Raw genomic sequence first — 16,516 nt, 5'->3', positions numbered from 1 at the left:
TTGCCGCCATAAGACCACAAGTTTTAGTGTCTGGGCGTTGGCCAAATGGACATCGGGGTCTGTCACTTTTGTGATATAGATCACATTGCGGTGTGGCGGTGGCTCAATCGATCCCGACGAAAGTCGGCTCGACTTGCTGGTACCGCGCCGGAATACTGTAAAAAAGCATGAGGAGTGATCTCGCCATGACTGCCGAAGAGATGATTACGGTTGCCACCGAGAACGGCATTACAACCTTGACCCTTAACCAGCCTGACAACCGCAACAGCCTGTCCATGGCCATGTTGCAGGCATTATCGGACCGGCTTGACGCCCTGGCTGGGGATCCGGATACCCGGGTGGTTGTACTCGCCGCCAGTGGCCGGGTGTTCTGTGCCGGCCATGATCTGAAGGAAATCCGCGAGCAGTTTGGCAGTCAGGATCAGCAGAAGGCTCTGTTTGATCAGTGCAGCAAGGTGATGCAACAGGTGGTGAATCTGCCCAAACCTGTCATTGCCCGGGTTGCCGGCGTTGCCACGGCGGCCGGTTGCCAGCTGGTGGCCAGTTGCGATCTGGCGGTTGCAGCGGATACGGCGCGTTTTGCCACGCCGGGGGTCAACATCGGGTTATTCTGTTCCACACCGATGGTGGCATTATCCCGTAATGTGCACCGCAAGCACGCCATGGAAATGCTGCTCACTGGCGAGATGATCGGCGCACTCCGGGCCGAGCAGATCGGGCTGGTGAATAAGGTGGTGGACGAGCAGGTGCTGGATGAGACGGTGTACACCATGGCCCGGGTCATCGCTGACAAGTCCAGACATACCCTGAAAGTCGGTAAGGAAGCGTTTTACCGGCAGCTGGAACTCGACCTGGCGGATGCCTATGACTACACCTCACAGGTCATGACCGATAACCTGGCCGCCGGTGACGCTCAGGAAGGTATCTGCGCGTTTCTGGACAAACGCAAGCCGGAGTGGAAGGACAGCTAGTTTTCAACGTGACAGTGTTCGGCGCCTGTTTTCAGGCGGTCGCCGACCTGCACGCCTTCTCTCTCGAAGAATCCCTGGTTCATTTCCAGCGCGGCGCTGAACGCCACGCCCGCCGGGTAAGAAGGGCACTCACTGCTGCGGGATGAAGGGCAGGGAGGCATCTGCCGGATTGCGCGAATCACGCCACTGTCGTCCAGATAGGCGATATCCAGTGGTATCTGTGTACGGTACATCCAGAACCCGTGGCCAGGCTCCCGTGGCGTGTTGTACAGGAACAGCATCCCGCTGTCGGGCGCCAGTTCCGTCCTGCCCATCAGCCCCTTCCGGCGTTGCTCGGGAAGGGTTGCTACTTCCAGCTCGACTGCCAGCTTGCGATCCCCGGAAATCAGGCATCCGCTAGTGACCGGCAATTCCCCCTCTGCCTGTACCAATGCCGGCACTGTGGCCAGCAGAAGCAGGGCGAGGGTGGCGGCGCCAACGGTCAGCCGAATCACGACCGCAGCCGGTAACCGGTTTTGAAGATCCACCATATCGCCACCATGCAGGCGGTCAGGAACATCAGGATCATACCGGCGCTGATACCAACATGAACATCGGAGACTCCGTAGAAGGCCCAGCGAAAACCACTGATCAGGTACACCACCGGATTGAACAGGCTGATGGTCTGCCAGATCTCCGGCAACATCTCGATGGAATAGAAGGTGCCGCCCAGGAATACCAAGGGCGTTACGATCATCATCGGGATGATCTGCAGCTTTTCAAAGCCGTCAGCCCAGATGCCGATGATGAAGCCGAACAGGCTGAAGGTGACGGACGTGAGCACCAGAAAGAAAAACATCCAGAACGGATGCAGCACGTCGTAATCCACGAACAGCTTGGCGGTGGCCAGTATGATCAGGCCAAGGATCACCGACTTCGTGGTCGCGGCTCCCACATAACCCAGTACGACCTCCACGTAGGAAACCGGCGCCGAAAGCACTTCGTAGATGGTGCCCGAGAACTTGGGCATATAGATCCCGAAGGAGGCATTGGAGATACTCTGCATCAGCAGTGACAGCATCACCAGACCCGGGATAATGTAGGCGCCGTAACTGATGTTATCGATATCGCCCATGCGGCTGCCGATGGCGGATCCGAAGACCACGAAGTACAGCGATGTCGAGATCACCGGCGACGCCACGCTTTGCATCAGGGTGCGGCGCATACGGGCCATCTCGAAATTGTAGATTGCTCGGATACCGTAAAAATTCATGGGTTGCTCCAGTGTGTCGGCGTCACTAATCGTGAACCAGGCCGACGAAGATCTCTTCCAGCGAACTTTCCCGGGTCTTCAGGTCCCGGTATTCGATGCCAATATCCCCCAGGGTGCGAAGCAAGCGGGCAACACCGGCCTGTTCCTGCTGGGAGTCGAAGGTGTAGATCAGCTCGTAGCCATCATCGGATAGCTCAACCGGCTCCAGCACCAATTCACCCGGTACCGTTTCCAATGGTGAGTGAAGCTGCAGGCGCAGTTCTTTTTTGCCGAGCTTGCTCATCAGCCGGTCCTTGTCTTCGACCAGGATAATCTCCCCCTGGCGGATCACGCCGATTCGGTCCGCCATTTCTTCGGCTTCTTCGATGTAGTGGGTGGTCAGGATAATGGTGACGCCGTCTTCCCGAAGATGGCGAACCATCTCCCACATATCCCGGCGGAGCTCCACATCCACCCCGGCTGTGGGTTCATCCAGAAACAGAATCCTGGGCTCGTGGGACAGCGCCTTGGCGATCATCACTCGGCGTTTCATGCCACCGGAGAGAGACATGATGCGGTTATTTCGTTTATCCCAGAGCGACAAATCCTTCAGGACCTTTGTGATATGCGCCGGCTTTGGCGGCTTACCAAACAGACCCCGGCTGAATGACACCGCGTCCCAGACCGTTTCGAAAGAATCAGTGTTCAGCTCCTGGGGGACCAACCCGATGCTTTCCCGGGCCTTGCGATAATTCCGCACGATATCGTGGCCGGCGGCTTTGACTTCGCCGCTGGACAGGTTGACGATGCCGCAAATGATGCTGATCAAGGTGGTTTTACCCGCACCATTGGGACCAAGCAGGGCGAAGATCTCACCCGGGGTGATGTCCAGGTTGATATCCTTCAGGGCCCGAAATCCATCGGCGTATACTTTGTTGAGGTGCTTAACGGAAATGTCCGGCTGCACTGGCGTATCCTGTGGGTGGTGAATCAAAGCGCAGTATTTTCTCACGATGGGCAGTGGTTTAGAAACCTTTGCGTTCCTGTTGTGAATGACCATAATGCCACCTTTTGCTTGGGGGAAATGGAATTGTTACGAGCGATTGCGGTTGTTGTACTCATGACGGGGCTGATAGCAGCCGCTGTTTTTGGGCCAGGATGGCTGATGTCCGGGGAAGAGCAGGCCTCTGAAACGCCGGTTTGCGACCTTCACATGGGCCCATGCGAATGGAAGATGATGGGGACGCCCTGGGTGGCGGAACTGGAAAAGGGTAAAGTGGGCTCCCAGGGCCAGGAATACCATCTGCGCGTACACACCAGTTCCAACCCTGACCGCTTCCTGGCGGTGCTGAAGGGGGAATCCATGTACCTGGGCGAATACCCGGTGCCGCTAACCCCTGCGGAAACGGAAGCTGGCATTGGTATCTGGCGCGCCACCTTCACCGCGCCGTTCTGTACCACGGATCCCGACATGTTGTGGCGTATTGATCTGAAGCAGGGCAACACGGTGTTCGATGATATGCCGGTGAAACTGGTATTTCAGGCCGAGGGCCGCAGCACCTAGGGCCATGACAGGGCGTCAGGATTGTGTAGCATAATTGGAATAACAAGTTGGTCAGGAAAGATGTGATGGATTACAGCGACAGCGTTCAGAAAGTTCTCCTCCGCAAAATCCGCAAAGCCGAACAGGATTTGCTCCAGCTCAAGCTGGACTACTGCCGTTTTATCTTCGGACTGACTCACCGGGCGCGGGTGCAGCTTGATGGCAACTCCTACCTGGTCCGTTCGGTGGACGTTGAGTCCATGCGTCACCTTGATGATGGCAGTTTCAGCAAACCTGTTGTTGCCGGCGCTCCCCTCGACGCGCCTGAATCATCAGAGGCCGTGGATCTGGGCACCGACTGGCAGCTGGAACCGTCCGGCGTGCGTGCCACGGCCCAGGGCTCTGCCTGACTTCATCGGTCATACCTTGTTCCCACCACTGCAACATCAGCAGGTCGGCATGGTCTGCAGTGCCAGTTTGCGGCGTATGTAACGCCCGAGGATGTCGATACCGATGTTCAGCAGGGCGGTGATCAGGATTAGCATCATGGCGCGATCAAAGCGGATTTGCTGGATTGCGCTGTCCACGTAGAACCCCAGGGTGTAGATGCCCAGTATCCCGAGTATCGCGGTTTCCCGCATGATGATTTCCCAGCGATAGAACAGGAAAGCCAGGAAAGAGCGATACACACGTGGCACCAGCTCCCAGCTGTACCGACGAAAGCCGGTGGGAGCATCTGGGCGGAGTTTTATGGTGTTGGTCTGCCGCCCGATCAGGTGACCAATGATGCCGCCGTTATGCAGCGCCAGGGCCGCCACAGCAGGTAGCATGGACGGTCCCCAGAGCTGGAGCAGAATGTAGGCAAGAATGTACTCGGGGGTGGAGCGTGCAATCACCAACAACACATGGCCGGAGGTGCGCCTGACCGGGCCGCCAAAGTGGTTGGAGATCAGCGGAAACGCCAGCAGGGTGAGAATCCCGGTGGCCACCAGAGCAATCTGGGTCAGCACCAGAGTGTTCCATATTCCCGGCAGAGCCTCGTTTAGCATCAGATCACCAAACCAGGAACCCAACCCGGCCAGCCCTTCGCCGTCTCTCAGCGGCGCTGGAACAATGTCCTCGGTAAAGAAGCGCTCTACGTTGCCCCAGATGATGGGCATGCCGTCACCGAGGAAAAAGGGCGCGCCAAGGATATAGACTGGAAGCAGTTTTGGTTTCACCCACAGGGGAATGGTCGCAATCAGGACATAGAACAGGATCAGCATGGCCCCGGCTTCGGAATAGAAACCCTGGGAAAAGGAAGTCTCCAGGTAGAAACCGAGGGTGGGCAGCCCGACAAACCCCAGGATCGCGCTGGAGCGCAACCCGCATTCCAGGCGGTAGGCGGTATAGGTGCGGAGCTGTATCCAGCAATCCGGTATGCGGGTGTACAGAAAGGTGGAGATCACACCCGTACCGGGCGGCAGCAGGCGCGCAGGGCCGGGGTCCGACTCTTCGAGAATTTCGGAATAGACCTTGGCGAAAATGCCAGCGTACGGAATGGCAATGGCCAGCACCCCCGTCAGCGGGTGAAAGCCGAAAAACTGCAAGAAGATCAACGCCCAGAAAAGTTCGTGAATCGCGCGTATAAAGGCGCAGAAGATTCGCACCGGAGAAAACCGGTAAATAAGCGACAGCAGGAAGCCGCACGCACTGCCCAGTGCAACGCCCACGAAGGCGAATGCCACGGTTCTCAGCAGCGCTGTAGCCAGTCCTTCCGTGCTGAAAAAATCGGGTGTGGCCACCCCAAGGAAAAATCGCCCGAGTTCCTGCCAGGGGTTGGCGGTGGTGATGGCGATGTCCGCAAAGAACAGCCCGGCGATGGCGATCGCCAGAAAAAGCAGGCTGATTCTCAGGGTGGGAGAGAGATACATAGGGTTGCCGTCGCCCGTCAGTACAGCGGCATGATATCAGCCGCGGATAGCCGTTGGCTGGGTTCATCCAGCGCAATCTGGCCATCCTGGATGCCGACAATTCGCGTGGCGTAGGTCAGCGCCATTTCCACATCATGAAGGGCGGTTACGCTGGTCGCAAACCGCTGATTCAAAGCTTTCATGACCAGGTGGGCCATGGGGCCATCAAGGGCCGATATCGGTTCGTCCGAGAGCAGGAGGTCGGCGTTGCGGTATATCGCGCGTGCGATGGCAACCCGCTGGCGCTGCCCGCCGGAAAGGGACGCGGCTGGCGTCCAGAACTTGTCCGCCATGGACAGTTCACGCAGTAGCTCCCTGATGGCATCCCGGTCCTTGCGGAAGGGCCGGACCAGGGTCAGGGTGTTGTACCATGCCGGATGGGCATCCAGTTGCCCCATAAACACATTGTGGAAGACCGGCAGCGCATTCACCAGGCCGAGATCCTGTGGCACCAGGGAAGCATGGCCGTCGACCCGATCGTGAATCAACTTTATCAGCGTTGATTTGCCGGCACCGCTCTTTCCGACCAGTGCCACACGTTCGCCTTCCTTTACATCCAGGCTGAGCGGGCCAATGACCCGCTCACCATCGAAGGATGCCGTCAGTCCGGAGAGCTGAAACCCTGACATTAATCCAGAATTCCGATCTGCTCCGCCACTGAGCGGATAGGCTCGTAGTTTTCGTTGGCCGTCGGGATGAAGCCTGAACGGGGAAAACTTTCCAGCAATGCAGGATCGTCCATATTTAGCAGGGCCTGCCGGACCTTGTCAGTGAAACCCTCGCCGTAGCGGTCGTCCACATCACCGCGGATGGTCCACTGATAGTTCGGGTAGGTCGGAGTTTCCCAGATGACTTTCACTTCGTCGGTGTTGATATTGCCGTTTTCCAGTTCCTTTTCCCAAACGGCATAGTTGATGGCGCCCACCTCGTAGGTGCCGGCTTCCACCAGGCGCAGGGTACGGGTGTGGTTGCCACTGAAGCCAACCCTGGAGAACACGTCCTCGGGGGCTTCGTTAAAGATGCGGCGAATATGGTATTCCGGAATCAGGCGGCCGGAGGTGGACCCCTTGGAGCCAAAGGTGAAGGTCTTACCGCGCACCTCTTCCGGCAGGGTGTCGGACTTTTCCAGACCGGTGCTCTTGTGGGCGATAAAGTAGTTGTAGAAGGCTTCATCCTCCACGCCCTGGGCCAGCGCCTGGGATCCCGGCACCAGTGCCCGGGCCTGAACGCCGGACAGGCCACCAAACCAGGCCAGCTGCACCTGGTTGTTGCGGAATGCGGAAATCGCGGCAGCGTAGGATTTGACCGGAATGTATCGGACTTCAACATCCAGCTCTTCCTGCAGGTAATCCGCTATGCCCTGAAAACGCTCTTTCAGCTTGGTTTCGTCCTCGTCCGGAATGGCGGTGAACACGAATGTCTGGGCTGAAACGGTGAGCGAGGTGAGGGCTAGCAAGCTGCAAAGCATCAATTTCCGTATAAAGCTCATGGCCATGGAGTTTTTCCTTTTATAACAGTGGAAATTTCAGTGCGTTACTACACGGATGTTCAGGATACCCTGATTTACCTCCGGCATGAACTGCAATACGATTGAGCAGCTAAATCGGGTCAGCGCTCGCGGATCAGGACCGCCAACAAGAATATGATTAGGCAGAAGGCCGAACAATGCATATCCAGATTCTGACACCTGCACCACCAGGTTCACGGGCCGGCAACCGGGCTACGGCGGAGCGTTGGTCAAGATTATTGCAGAAGGCAGGTCATCGGGTGTCTGTGGTCACAGAATTATCCCCGGAACCCTGTGATGTGTTCATTGCACTCCACGCCTGGCGCAGTCATCAAGCCATCCGCAAGTTCCGTCGGGACCATCCGGGAGTACCGGTGATCACCGTGCTGACCGGCACTGATATCTATCACCATCAACACGCATTTCCGCACGACACCCGGCAGTCGATGGCGTTGGCGGATGCGGTTATCGGTCTGCACCATCGGGTGGCCGAGGACATCCCGGACGCTTTTCGATCGAAACTGGTCACGGTGTTACAGTCCGCTGGGCTGATTACACCTGCCGAAGCTGATGATGACTACTTTGATATCTGTGTGGTTGGCCATTTACGGGACGAAAAGGATCCACTGCGGGCGGCGCTGGCCTGCCATTACCTGCCCGAGAACTCCCGGATACGGGTGTTCAATGCCGGTAAGCCCCACACAGACCGTTGGCAACGCATGGCTGAAGCCGAGCAGGCCCGGAACCCCCGTTTTCAGTGGCTGGGTGAACTGGACAAGCCCGCAACAGACGCGCTGATGGCCCGGTCACGGTTGATGGTCATCAGTTCGGTGATGGAGGGCGGCGCCAACGTGGTCTCGGAAGCGTGCCGGGCGGGCCTGCCCATACTGGCTTCGGATATTCCTGGAAACCGGGGACTGCTGGGGAACGACTATCCTGGCTATTTTCGGGTAAAGGACGAACAGCACCTGGCGCAGTTGATGTCACGGGCGGAGACGTCATCGGACTACCTGTCGCAATTGCGTCAGCATGTGGAAGCTCTGGCGGGTAGTTTCGTTCCGGAAGCGGAACAGACGTCCTTGCTGTTGGCAATAGAGCAGGCCATCGCCAACAGCAAGCAGAGGATCAGTCCCGAAGGCTGATCGGTTCTATGGGGCCGCTTTCGTCCTGGGGCGTCACCCGGCCTATGAGCGCGGTGTGGGGATAGCCCATGGCCTTGAGTTCCCGCACACAGTCGTCGGCTACGTCCGCCGGCACACTGGCGAGCAGACCTCCGGCGGTCTGGGGATCAAAGATCAGCGGATAACGTGGGTGCTTTACCCATTTATCCTGATCGCGAATACCCCGGCGCAGGCGGATGTTGGCCGGTTGCAACGAACTCAGGATGCCGGCCGCGGCCGTTTCCTCGGCGCCGGGCAACACCGGAATGGCGGACAGGTCCAGTTCCGCATCGACACCCGAGGGCCGTGTCATCTCCACCAGGTGGCCAAGCAGGCCAAACCCGGTTACGTCGGTACAGGCTTTCGACCCGTACTTCCGCAAACACTGGGCCGCACTCTTGTTGGACTGGATCATGGAGGTGAGCGCCGAATCGATCCAACGTCCTTTCGCGGCGAGTCTTGCATGGGCGGCAAACAGGGTTCCGGTGCCAATGGGCTTGGTCAGTATCAACGCATCACCGGCCTTAAGGCCGCCTTTGCTCATCACCTCTTCCGGATCAATCAGGCCGTTGACGGCAAACCCCAGGGCCAGTTCCCGGCCTTCGCCGGTATGGCCTCCCACCAGGGCACAGCCTGCATCGTTTAACACTTCAACGGCACCGGACATCATCTGGTACACCACATCTTCCACCTTGGATTCGATGCCATAGGGCACGGTCGCAACGGCGGTGGCGCTCTGCGCTTCGGCCCCCATGGCGAAGACATCACCAAGACTGTGGTTCGCCGCGACCTGACCAAAGATGTACGGGTCATCAATGAATGCGCGGAAGAAATCGACCGTGTGAACCACGGCCTTTCCCGGCGGCACCCTGAGCACCGCCGCGTCATCGGGCGCGTGCAGGCCGATGATGATGTCATCCCGCTCGATGGGCTTCAGTTCACCAAGGGCCCGTGACAGCACCGTGCTGCCAACCTTGGCGCCACACCCGCCGCAGCGCATGGCGACAGCGGAAATGGCCTGGGACGCTTCCTCCGCGCTCTGGGCGGCGGCTGTGTCCGGTAACTTGCCAGTGTCTTCCATGGGTGGCAGATCACTGAACTTGTCCATGAAGCGCCGGTCGATCCAGTCCTTCCAGCGCCACACCCAGGAACCCGCGAAGGACAGGTCGCCCCGGGAGGCGACGGCAAACTTGTCACCGGTGCTGATCAGCGCCAGCCATTTCTTCTGGGGATGAAAGTTCTTCGCGGACTTGCCCGTAGCCAGACGTTTGAGGTTGTCTGCCAGGGGAGGGCCCTGACGGACAGCAAACACGCCAGCCTTTTCCCGGGGATGATTGACCACATTGGCGATATCACCGGCGGCGAGGATGGCGTCGTCGGTTTCCGTTTGCAGGGTATCCCTGACCCGTATGAAACCGCCGTCATCGAGCGCCAGGCCAGTGTCTTTCAGCCAGGCGGGACCTCCGGCGCGGGTGACCCACAACACTTCGTCAACATCGAAAGTGTCGCCATTCGCGGTTTGAAGTCGTCCGGCTTCCACTTCAGAGACAGCGGTTCCCAAATGGACCTTCACCCCGCGGCTGCTGAGCTTTTCGGCGAATACAGCACGCACCTTGGCGTTATGGGTCGGCAGGATCACGTTCTCTGCATCAAACAGATGAAAGTGCAGCTGATCCGGGTCAAGCCCGCGCTGTCTCAGTTCGTTCCGCAGGCGGAACTGCATGGCCAGCGTCAGCTCCACGCCACCGGCGCCAGCACCGACCACCGCAACTGTCATCGGCCCCTGATGGTTCTCCAGGCGTGACAGCAGTGCCAGCCAGCGGCTGTTGAAATTGTTAATCGGCTTGACGGGTACCGCATGTTCGGCGGCACCTGACACATCTTCAACCCGGGGAGATGAGCCGATATTGATGGACAGGAGATCGTAGGGCACGTCCGGACGGGTTTTACAGATGACCCGCTTTCGATCCCTGTCGAGGCCTATGGCTTCGTCGCGGTAGAAGCGGGCTCCGGCGTATTCGGCCAGCCGGCTAAGGTCAATGTGGACGTCGTCGTAGGAATAATGCCCAGCCACATACCCCGGAAGCATGCCGGAGTAGGGGGTGTGGGTGTCACGGCAAATCAGCGTCAACCGGACACCCGGCACAGGATTCATGGCAAACCGCTTAAGAACCCCGACGTGACTGTGCCCGCCGCCAATCAGGACAATATCCCGTAATACAGGCTGCTCAGGCGTTCGCATCAGAGCACTTTCTTGGCTTCGTCAGACAGCGTCGCGAATCCTTTCATTTTTGAGAAGGCTTGCAGCTTTTCGTTATCCGCATCGGAGGGAGTGGCAATCTGCTCGATGGAGGTAATACCTGCATCCTGCATCTTCTTTGCCGTCGCGGGGCCGATACCCTTGACGCGAGTCAGATCGTTCTTGTTTGCAGGCTTGGCCGCCTTTTTTGCAGGTGCCTTATTGGCCGGGGCGTTCTTTGCCGGCGTTTTGGCCTTGGCCTTGGTCGCGGATTTCGCGGGCGCTTTCCTGGCCTTGGCGGGGCTCTTGGCAGCCGGCTTTGAGGCTGCTTTTTTCGGCTTGGCCGCGCTGACCCTGGCCGATGCCGTGTCAGCGGTTTTCTTCACTTCCTCGCTGGCTTCCTTGCTGGCAATGCCCAGGCGATCAAGGATGCTGTTCTGCAATTCATGGAATTCCTTCAGCCGGCGTTCGAATTCCTCGTTGAAACGCTTCATTTCCCGATCGCGAAGTTCATCCACTTCTTTCAGTAGTTTGCGTACCGGTTCCTGGATCTGGTTCTGAAGGCTATCAAACTGCTTGAGAGCATCATTGATCAGGTTTTCAATCTGGGAAGACGTTTTATCGAACTCCTTGTTTACCTTTTTGACAATTTTATCCACGCTTGGCTTGTTGGCTTTTTTGGCCATGAAGACTGTCTCCTTACGGTTTGAGCGAAGTGAGGTCGTGCTTGGTCAGGCCGTTTGCTGTAAACCTGAAGCTGGCCCGGAGGAACGTCGTGATTTCAGGGACTGCTTTTTAATGACAACATCCCGAATGCGCCGGAGTTTGTCGGCAGCCGGGGAAGAATTTGAGCCGTCAAATTCAATAAAATCAATGGCATAAAAGTAATTGCTGCAGTGTTTTCTGCGTTCTGTGACGAGCCCTGATATGCCTTCCGCCTCGATGTTCTCAAACGGCATGTCCATGATCAGGTCCAGGATGACGGTATCGCCCGGGTTAAACACCTTGTCTGTTTTCATCACACAACCGTAGTTATCGAGCTCAAATAGCGATGCTTCAACCGTTTCCTTGCGAAACAGGCCGCGCTTGATGCGAAAGCGAGCAATCAGATCTGGTAGTGCTTCATTCATGAAAAAGTTCTCGGATTTTCCGGGGCCGGACCGCATCCGGTATGAATAAACCGTAGTTGAATGATTAAACAATAGCCACACTTGGCAGATTTGGCAACGGCGTCAGCGTTATACGATAACCCTCTCAGGCAGTTCATCAACTGCCTGAGGAGTCTATCCGGGCCAAATCAAAAGGTTTTAATATCATACATATCTGTACGTCGGTCCTTGAGATTGGTGACCGAGCCCTCGTTGCGAACCAGTTTGAGCTTCTCCAGATCCATATCGGAAAACATGATCATTTCCGTGTTTGGCGTGGTTTCCGCCATCACCGCATCGTGGGGAAACGCAAAGTCAGAGGGTGAGAACACGGATGACTGGGCATACTGGACGTCCAGGTTATCCACCTTGGGCAGGTTACCAACGCTGCCGGTAATGACAACATAGCATTCATTCTCGATGGCCCGCGCCTGGGCGCAATGCCGAACCCTCAGGTAGCCGTTCTTGGTATCGGTCCAGAAAGGCACGCAGATGATATCGACATCCTGACTGGCGGCGATGCGCCCCAACTCCGGGAATTCGATGTCATAGCAGATCATGATGGCGACACGGCCGGCGTCGGTATCGAATACCTCGAACTGGTCTCCGCCTTCAATCACCCAGTCACGGCGTTCGTGGGGCGTGATGTGGATTTTTCGTTGCTCATCAACCCGTCCGTCCCGATGGCACAGGTAGGACACATTATAAACCCGGTCATTCTCCAGCAGCGGCATGGAGCCGGTAATAATGTTGATGTTGTAACTCACCGCCATTTCGGACATTTCATTGCGGAACTGTTCGGTAAACCCGGCCAGGAACCGAATCGCCCTGGTCTGGTCCATCTGATCCGTCAGCCCCATCAATGGCGCGTTGAAAAATTCGGGAAACAGCGCGATATCACTTTTGTAGTCAGACAGGGCGTCCACGAAGTATTCCACCTGCTTGAGCACTTCCTCAACGGAAGTGAACTCACGCATCTGCCATTGCACTGCGCCCAGACGAACCTGGGTTTTCTTGACGTTCAGTACGGCCGAGGGCGGCGTATAAAGAATGTTCCGCCATTCCAGCAGGGTGGCGTATCCCAGGGACTTCTCGTCTTCCGGCAGGTATTTATGCATCAGCCGGGTAACCTGGAAATCATTGGAGAGCTGGAAAGTAAGGATCGGATCGAAGATTTCCTTGCGGTCCACCCGCTGGATGTACTCCTCTGGCGAGTATTGATCCGCGTACTTGTAGTAACTGGGAATCCGGCCGCCGGCGAGAATAGCGCGCAGGTTCATCGACCGGCAAAGTTCCTTGCGGGCCTCGTAGAGCCGACGTCCCAGCCGGTAACCGCGGTACTCCGGGTGAATAAATACATCCAGACCGTATAGGGAATCGCCCTTCGGGTTGTGCCAGATCTTTTCGTTCCGGAGGATCAGGTCGTCGTAGGTGTGGGGGTTGCTGAATCGCTCGTACTTCACGCACACAGTGAGTGCCACCGCGATCAGTTCCCCGGAGTCCTCAATGCAGATCTGCCCGTCGGGGAATTGCTCCACCAGCGCCTTGATGGTCTCCCTTGGCCAGGCCCCGCCGATATCATCGTAGATCAGATCCATCAGCTGCTGGAGCTCTTCGTAATCGTCCAGAGTGAGATTGCGGAGGTTAAGGTGCAGCTCTTCGTGGGCCATACAGGGAGGCTCCCGTAACAATTAATAAAGGAATTTAGTTCAAGCTCTGCTTACAATAAACCAAGCTACCGACGTGATTTTATCAGAAGGCATTAAAGACTTCGCATTTCCCGCCGAAAGACTTAATAACCCCTGAATAACGCCTCAGCAACTTCCATTGGAGATTTATCCGTGCAACTGACGTTTGGTCAAAAACTGCTCACCGCTTTCGGCGTCCTGTTAATTCTGGTGATGGTCGCTTTCACTTGGTCCGGAAACCTCCGGCTTCAGGACACCACCGAAACCTACGTGGACGCCTTGATTGACGAGGCAGTGGCACAAAGTACATCAGGCATTGCCGATTGGCTCAACACGCGGCTGACAATGACAGAGGCTGTGGCCAAATCCATGGAAGACATGCGCACGGACCGGCAGGCAAGGGTGCTACTGCAATCCGCCACCACGGGGGGTGGTTTCAAGGATGTCTATGTCGGTCGTGAAGACGGTTACATGCTGATGAAAACCGAGAAAGACAGCGCCGGCCTGCCGTCCGACTTTGACCCCAGAACCCGCCCCTGGTACCAGATCGCAATGGACCTGGGCCGAGCCTCATTCACCGAGCCGTACAGGGATGTGATTACCGGCAATACGATCATCACCACGCTGGCTCCGGTTAAATCCGGTAGCTACCGGGGGGTTGTTGGCGGCGATATCGCTCTTAAAACCGTAGAGGAAACCCTGTCCGAGGTCACGCTTGCGGGCACCGGGTACGCCTCTCTGATCAGCGCTGACGGCACGGTGTTGTTCCATCCAAACGAAGAACTGATCGGTGAGAGCATCAAAAAACTGATCGGCCAGTCCCCGAACCTGGACGGCAACGAACACAACTATGAAGTAAACGACGAGAACTGGAGCGCCAGCTTTCACGCCATCAGCGGCGCGCGGGGCGTTGACTGGTACCTCGGCACATTCGTAAACGAAGACATGATCCATGAGCCGGTGGCTGCTGCCCGGGTGACAGGCATCATCATCGCGCTGGTTGGTCTGGTGATTTCACTGCTGGTGCTGCACTTCGGCATTCGCGTGTTGATGGCGCCGGTTCATCGGCTGAACCGGGCCATGGAGGACATTGCCAGCGGTGATGCCGACCTGACCCAGAGACTGGATGACAGCGCTAAGGATGAGTTTGGTCTCCTGGCCCGCAGTTTTAACAGTTTTGTCGGCAACATTCAGGAGGTAGTCCGCGATGTCCAGAGGGGCACCGGAGAGCTCAAGGACAACGTGACATCCCTGCGCCAGACTGCCAGCACCAGTCGCAGCAGCGTGGAAAGCCAGCAGAGTGAGATCGACATGGTGGCGACGGCGATCAACGAAATGTCTGCTGCGGCCGGCGAGATTGCCCAGTCTGCCCAGCAGACCGCTGACGCAGCCAACACGGCGGATAGCGACAGCCGTGCCTCACTGGAAACGGTTGAGGCTTCCCGGGACGCAGTGCAGAAGTTGTCGAGGGAAATTGCCTCTGCCGCTGAGGTGATCGACACCCTGGGGCGGGATGTCAGTGATATCACCTCGGTGCTGGAAGTCATTCAGGGCATTGCTGAGCAAACCAACCTGCTTGCCCTGAATGCCGCCATTGAAGCTGCGCGTGCGGGCGACGCAGGACGGGGCTTCGCCGTGGTGGCGGATGAGGTTCGGAACCTCGCCAGCCGAACCCAGGACAGCACGGAAGAAATCAACAACATGATTGAGCGGCTGCAAAAAGGCGCCAACAACGCCGTTAATGTCATGAAAGCATCCACCGCGGTTTCCAATGTCAGCATGGAAAAAGCACAGGACGCGATGGAAGCGCTGAACCGAATCGCCGAGGCGATTACGTCGATCAGCCAGATGACGTCCCAGATCGCCACCGCTTCGGAAGAGCAGACGTCGGTGACCGAAGAACTGAATTCCTCCATTACCCGCATTGCGGATCAGGGGCAGGAGGCCGCCACCGCCGCCAGTGAAAACGATGTGTACAGCGGCGAGATCGAGTCCATTGGCAATACCCTGAGCCAGAACGTATCCCGGTTCCGGGTTTAACGGCTTAGTACTTTAAGACGGCGGTGGAGGTTGTCCAGAGTATGGCGCCCCACCATTCGTGACTCCTCGCTCAGGAAGGGATTCCTGAGCACAATCACCTTGCGCCGATCCAGCGCCAGTTCCTCGATCGGCTTGCTATAGTAATCCGCCAGGTACCGGGCAAAGCTGCCGTCCAGAATAGCCCGCTCCATACCCAGTTGCACGCGGTGAGCCGTCAGATAGTCGTGCGGCGCGGTAAAGAAGTAAGAAGGCATGGGATAGGCGAGCATCAGCGAGGGCTCAATGACCAGATCAGGATCGTTCTCGATTTCCAGGTCAAACATGACCTCGCTGACCCCCCGGGCAAAACAGTCAAACCGGTCATTACGCAACATCCGAAAGAGGATTTCGTAGCGGGTGTGGGTGACCACCGAAATGTCGTTCGCCCCAAGGATGTCGGTGTCCGGCCAGTGCAGTCCCTGGCCGATACGAATGCCCCGATCCTTCAGATCGTCAATCGAACTGACCCCTTCAAATAAAGGCAGGGCGTGGGGCAGTACCACGCAAACCCGGAACCCCAGCAGGCCGCCGTCAATCGGGATGGGAATCGCCAGGAGTTCCGATTCCCGCTTACTGCTGCTGGCAACATTGGCAATGTCTATAAGACTGGTGCGGGAGCGGGACAACTCTCTCAATACCCGGCCCTGGCCCATTTCTTCGCTGCGGATGATCCGGAAATCCCCGTACTCCGGTGTTTTCTCGAGGGCCAGCTCCAGCAGTGCGCGAATTGCCGGGTTGTCGTAATTCCGGTACCAGAATTTGTACTCCCTTTGCGCCGGAGGCTCGTAGGCGGCGTTCCGGATCTCAGCCAGGCTCTGGGTGGTCCAGGCGAGGGCAATCAGAAGCACCCCGAGAACAAGCCTCAGTGGCTGGGATCTCCTTGCTGGAGGCTGTCGGGTGCTTCTTGCCATATCAGTCTTTCTCCGTGCATCCGTGTTGCGGGAAAGTAGGTTCGTAACCAGTTTAGAGCATAAACTGCTGACAAGGCTGGACCTGAT

The 16,516-nt window shown here is 57.3% G+C and carries 16 protein-coding genes; 5 read left to right on the top strand and 11 right to left on the bottom strand.

Annotated elements, in window-relative coordinates:
- Positions 1 to 185 precede the first annotated feature (185 nt).
- Positions 186 to 971, top strand: a complete 786-nt coding sequence (locus tag ACJO5Y_RS02015; protein WP_406984692.1) for an enoyl-CoA hydratase — start codon at positions 186 to 188, stop codon at positions 969 to 971.
- Here ACJO5Y_RS02015 and ACJO5Y_RS02010 read toward each other — a convergent pair.
- The 3 genes from ACJO5Y_RS02010 to ACJO5Y_RS02000 are packed head-to-tail and all read right to left on the bottom strand — an operon-like array spanning position 968 to position 3,169.
- Positions 968 to 1,501, bottom strand: a complete 534-nt coding sequence (locus ACJO5Y_RS02010; RefSeq protein ID WP_406984691.1) for a DUF192 domain-containing protein — start codon at positions 1,499 to 1,501, stop codon at positions 968 to 970. The two genes, ACJO5Y_RS02015 and ACJO5Y_RS02010, sit on opposite strands and share 4 nt — an antisense overlap.
- Positions 1,462 to 2,223: an ABC transporter permease gene (locus ACJO5Y_RS02005; protein WP_406984690.1), complete on the bottom strand. Its 762-nt coding sequence runs from the start codon at positions 2,221 to 2,223 to the stop codon at positions 1,462 to 1,464. The genes ACJO5Y_RS02010 and ACJO5Y_RS02005 overlap by 40 nt, the downstream gene beginning before the upstream one ends.
- Before the next feature lie 25 nt (positions 2,224 to 2,248).
- Positions 2,249 to 3,169 carry an ABC transporter ATP-binding protein gene (locus ACJO5Y_RS02000; protein ID WP_406984688.1) on the bottom strand — a complete coding sequence of 307 codons (921 nt, stop codon included), beginning with the start codon at positions 3,167 to 3,169 and terminating at the stop codon, positions 2,249 to 2,251.
- Positions 3,170 to 3,367: 198 nt separating this feature from the next.
- On the opposite strand from ACJO5Y_RS02000, the gene ACJO5Y_RS01995 reads away from it, so the two are divergent.
- The gene (locus ACJO5Y_RS01995) at positions 3,368 to 3,766 is read left to right on the top strand and encodes a hypothetical protein (protein ID WP_406984686.1); all 399 of its coding nucleotides are present in this window, start codon (positions 3,368 to 3,370) and stop codon (positions 3,764 to 3,766) included.
- A gap of 65 nt (positions 3,767 to 3,831) precedes the next feature.
- On the top strand, positions 3,832 to 4,155 hold the full coding sequence (locus ACJO5Y_RS01990) for a hypothetical protein (protein ID WP_406984685.1): 324 nt from the start codon (positions 3,832 to 3,834) through the stop codon (positions 4,153 to 4,155).
- 36 nt (positions 4,156 to 4,191) lie between these two features.
- Here ACJO5Y_RS01990 and ACJO5Y_RS01985 read toward each other — a convergent pair whose 3' ends face one another.
- Genes ACJO5Y_RS01985 through ACJO5Y_RS01975 form a run of 3 tightly spaced genes read right to left on the bottom strand, consistent with a single transcriptional unit; the run spans position 4,192 to position 7,192 of the window.
- Positions 4,192 to 5,658: a PhnE/PtxC family ABC transporter permease gene (locus ACJO5Y_RS01985; RefSeq protein ID WP_406984684.1), complete on the bottom strand. Its 1,467-nt coding sequence runs from the start codon at positions 5,656 to 5,658 to the stop codon at positions 4,192 to 4,194.
- 17 nt (positions 5,659 to 5,675) lie between these two features.
- On the bottom strand, positions 5,676 to 6,326 hold the full coding sequence (locus tag ACJO5Y_RS01980) for an ATP-binding cassette domain-containing protein (protein WP_406984683.1): 651 nt from the start codon (positions 6,324 to 6,326) through the stop codon (positions 5,676 to 5,678).
- Entirely contained in the window at positions 6,326 to 7,192 is an 867-nt protein-coding gene (locus ACJO5Y_RS01975) for a putative selenate ABC transporter substrate-binding protein (RefSeq protein WP_406984681.1), read from the bottom strand. Before ACJO5Y_RS01975 ends, ACJO5Y_RS01980 begins: the two co-directional genes overlap by 1 nt.
- Positions 7,193 to 7,362: 170 nt before the next feature.
- Between ACJO5Y_RS01975 and senB the strand changes: the two genes are divergently transcribed.
- Positions 7,363 to 8,346: a selenoneine biosynthesis selenosugar synthase SenB gene (senB, locus tag ACJO5Y_RS01970; protein ID WP_406984679.1), complete on the top strand. Its 984-nt coding sequence runs from the start codon at positions 7,363 to 7,365 to the stop codon at positions 8,344 to 8,346.
- Here the strand turns inward: senB and selD are convergent.
- From selD to ACJO5Y_RS01950, 4 genes are all read right to left on the bottom strand, one after another.
- The gene (gene selD, locus ACJO5Y_RS01965; protein ID WP_406984677.1) at positions 8,330 to 10,606 is read right to left on the bottom strand and encodes a selenide, water dikinase SelD; all 2,277 of its coding nucleotides are present in this window, start codon (positions 10,604 to 10,606) and stop codon (positions 8,330 to 8,332) included. The two genes, senB and selD, sit on opposite strands and share 17 nt — an antisense overlap.
- Positions 10,606 to 11,289, bottom strand: a complete 684-nt coding sequence (locus tag ACJO5Y_RS01960; protein WP_406984676.1) for a helix-hairpin-helix domain-containing protein — start codon at positions 11,287 to 11,289, stop codon at positions 10,606 to 10,608. The genes selD and ACJO5Y_RS01960 overlap by 1 nt, the downstream gene beginning before the upstream one ends.
- 45 nt (positions 11,290 to 11,334) lie before the next feature.
- A complete protein-coding gene (locus ACJO5Y_RS01955; RefSeq protein WP_406984674.1) occupies positions 11,335 to 11,733 on the bottom strand; it encodes a hypothetical protein in 399 nt (132 codons plus the stop codon).
- A 167-nt stretch (positions 11,734 to 11,900) separates the two neighbouring features.
- On the bottom strand, positions 11,901 to 13,421 hold the full coding sequence (locus tag ACJO5Y_RS01950) for a GNAT family N-acetyltransferase (protein ID WP_406984673.1): 1,521 nt from the start codon (positions 13,419 to 13,421) through the stop codon (positions 11,901 to 11,903).
- Positions 13,422 to 13,592: 171 nt separating this feature from the next.
- Here ACJO5Y_RS01950 and ACJO5Y_RS01945 point away from each other — a divergent pair, with 171 nt between their 5' ends.
- On the top strand, positions 13,593 to 15,479 hold the full coding sequence (locus ACJO5Y_RS01945) for a methyl-accepting chemotaxis protein (RefSeq protein ID WP_406984672.1): 1,887 nt from the start codon (positions 13,593 to 13,595) through the stop codon (positions 15,477 to 15,479).
- Here the strand turns inward: ACJO5Y_RS01945 and ACJO5Y_RS01940 are convergent.
- Positions 15,476 to 16,429: a transporter substrate-binding domain-containing protein gene (locus tag ACJO5Y_RS01940; protein WP_406984670.1), complete on the bottom strand. Its 954-nt coding sequence runs from the start codon at positions 16,427 to 16,429 to the stop codon at positions 15,476 to 15,478. The genes ACJO5Y_RS01945 and ACJO5Y_RS01940 overlap by 4 nt on opposite strands.
- Positions 16,430 to 16,516: the final 87 nt, after the last annotated feature.

The organism is Marinobacter alkalisoli (genome assembly GCF_045449855.1).
Taxonomy (GTDB): domain Bacteria; phylum Pseudomonadota; class Gammaproteobacteria; order Pseudomonadales; family Oleiphilaceae; genus Marinobacter.
The sequence above is the reverse complement of the archived record's forward strand: the minus strand, read 5'-3'. Positions and strand labels throughout refer to the sequence as shown.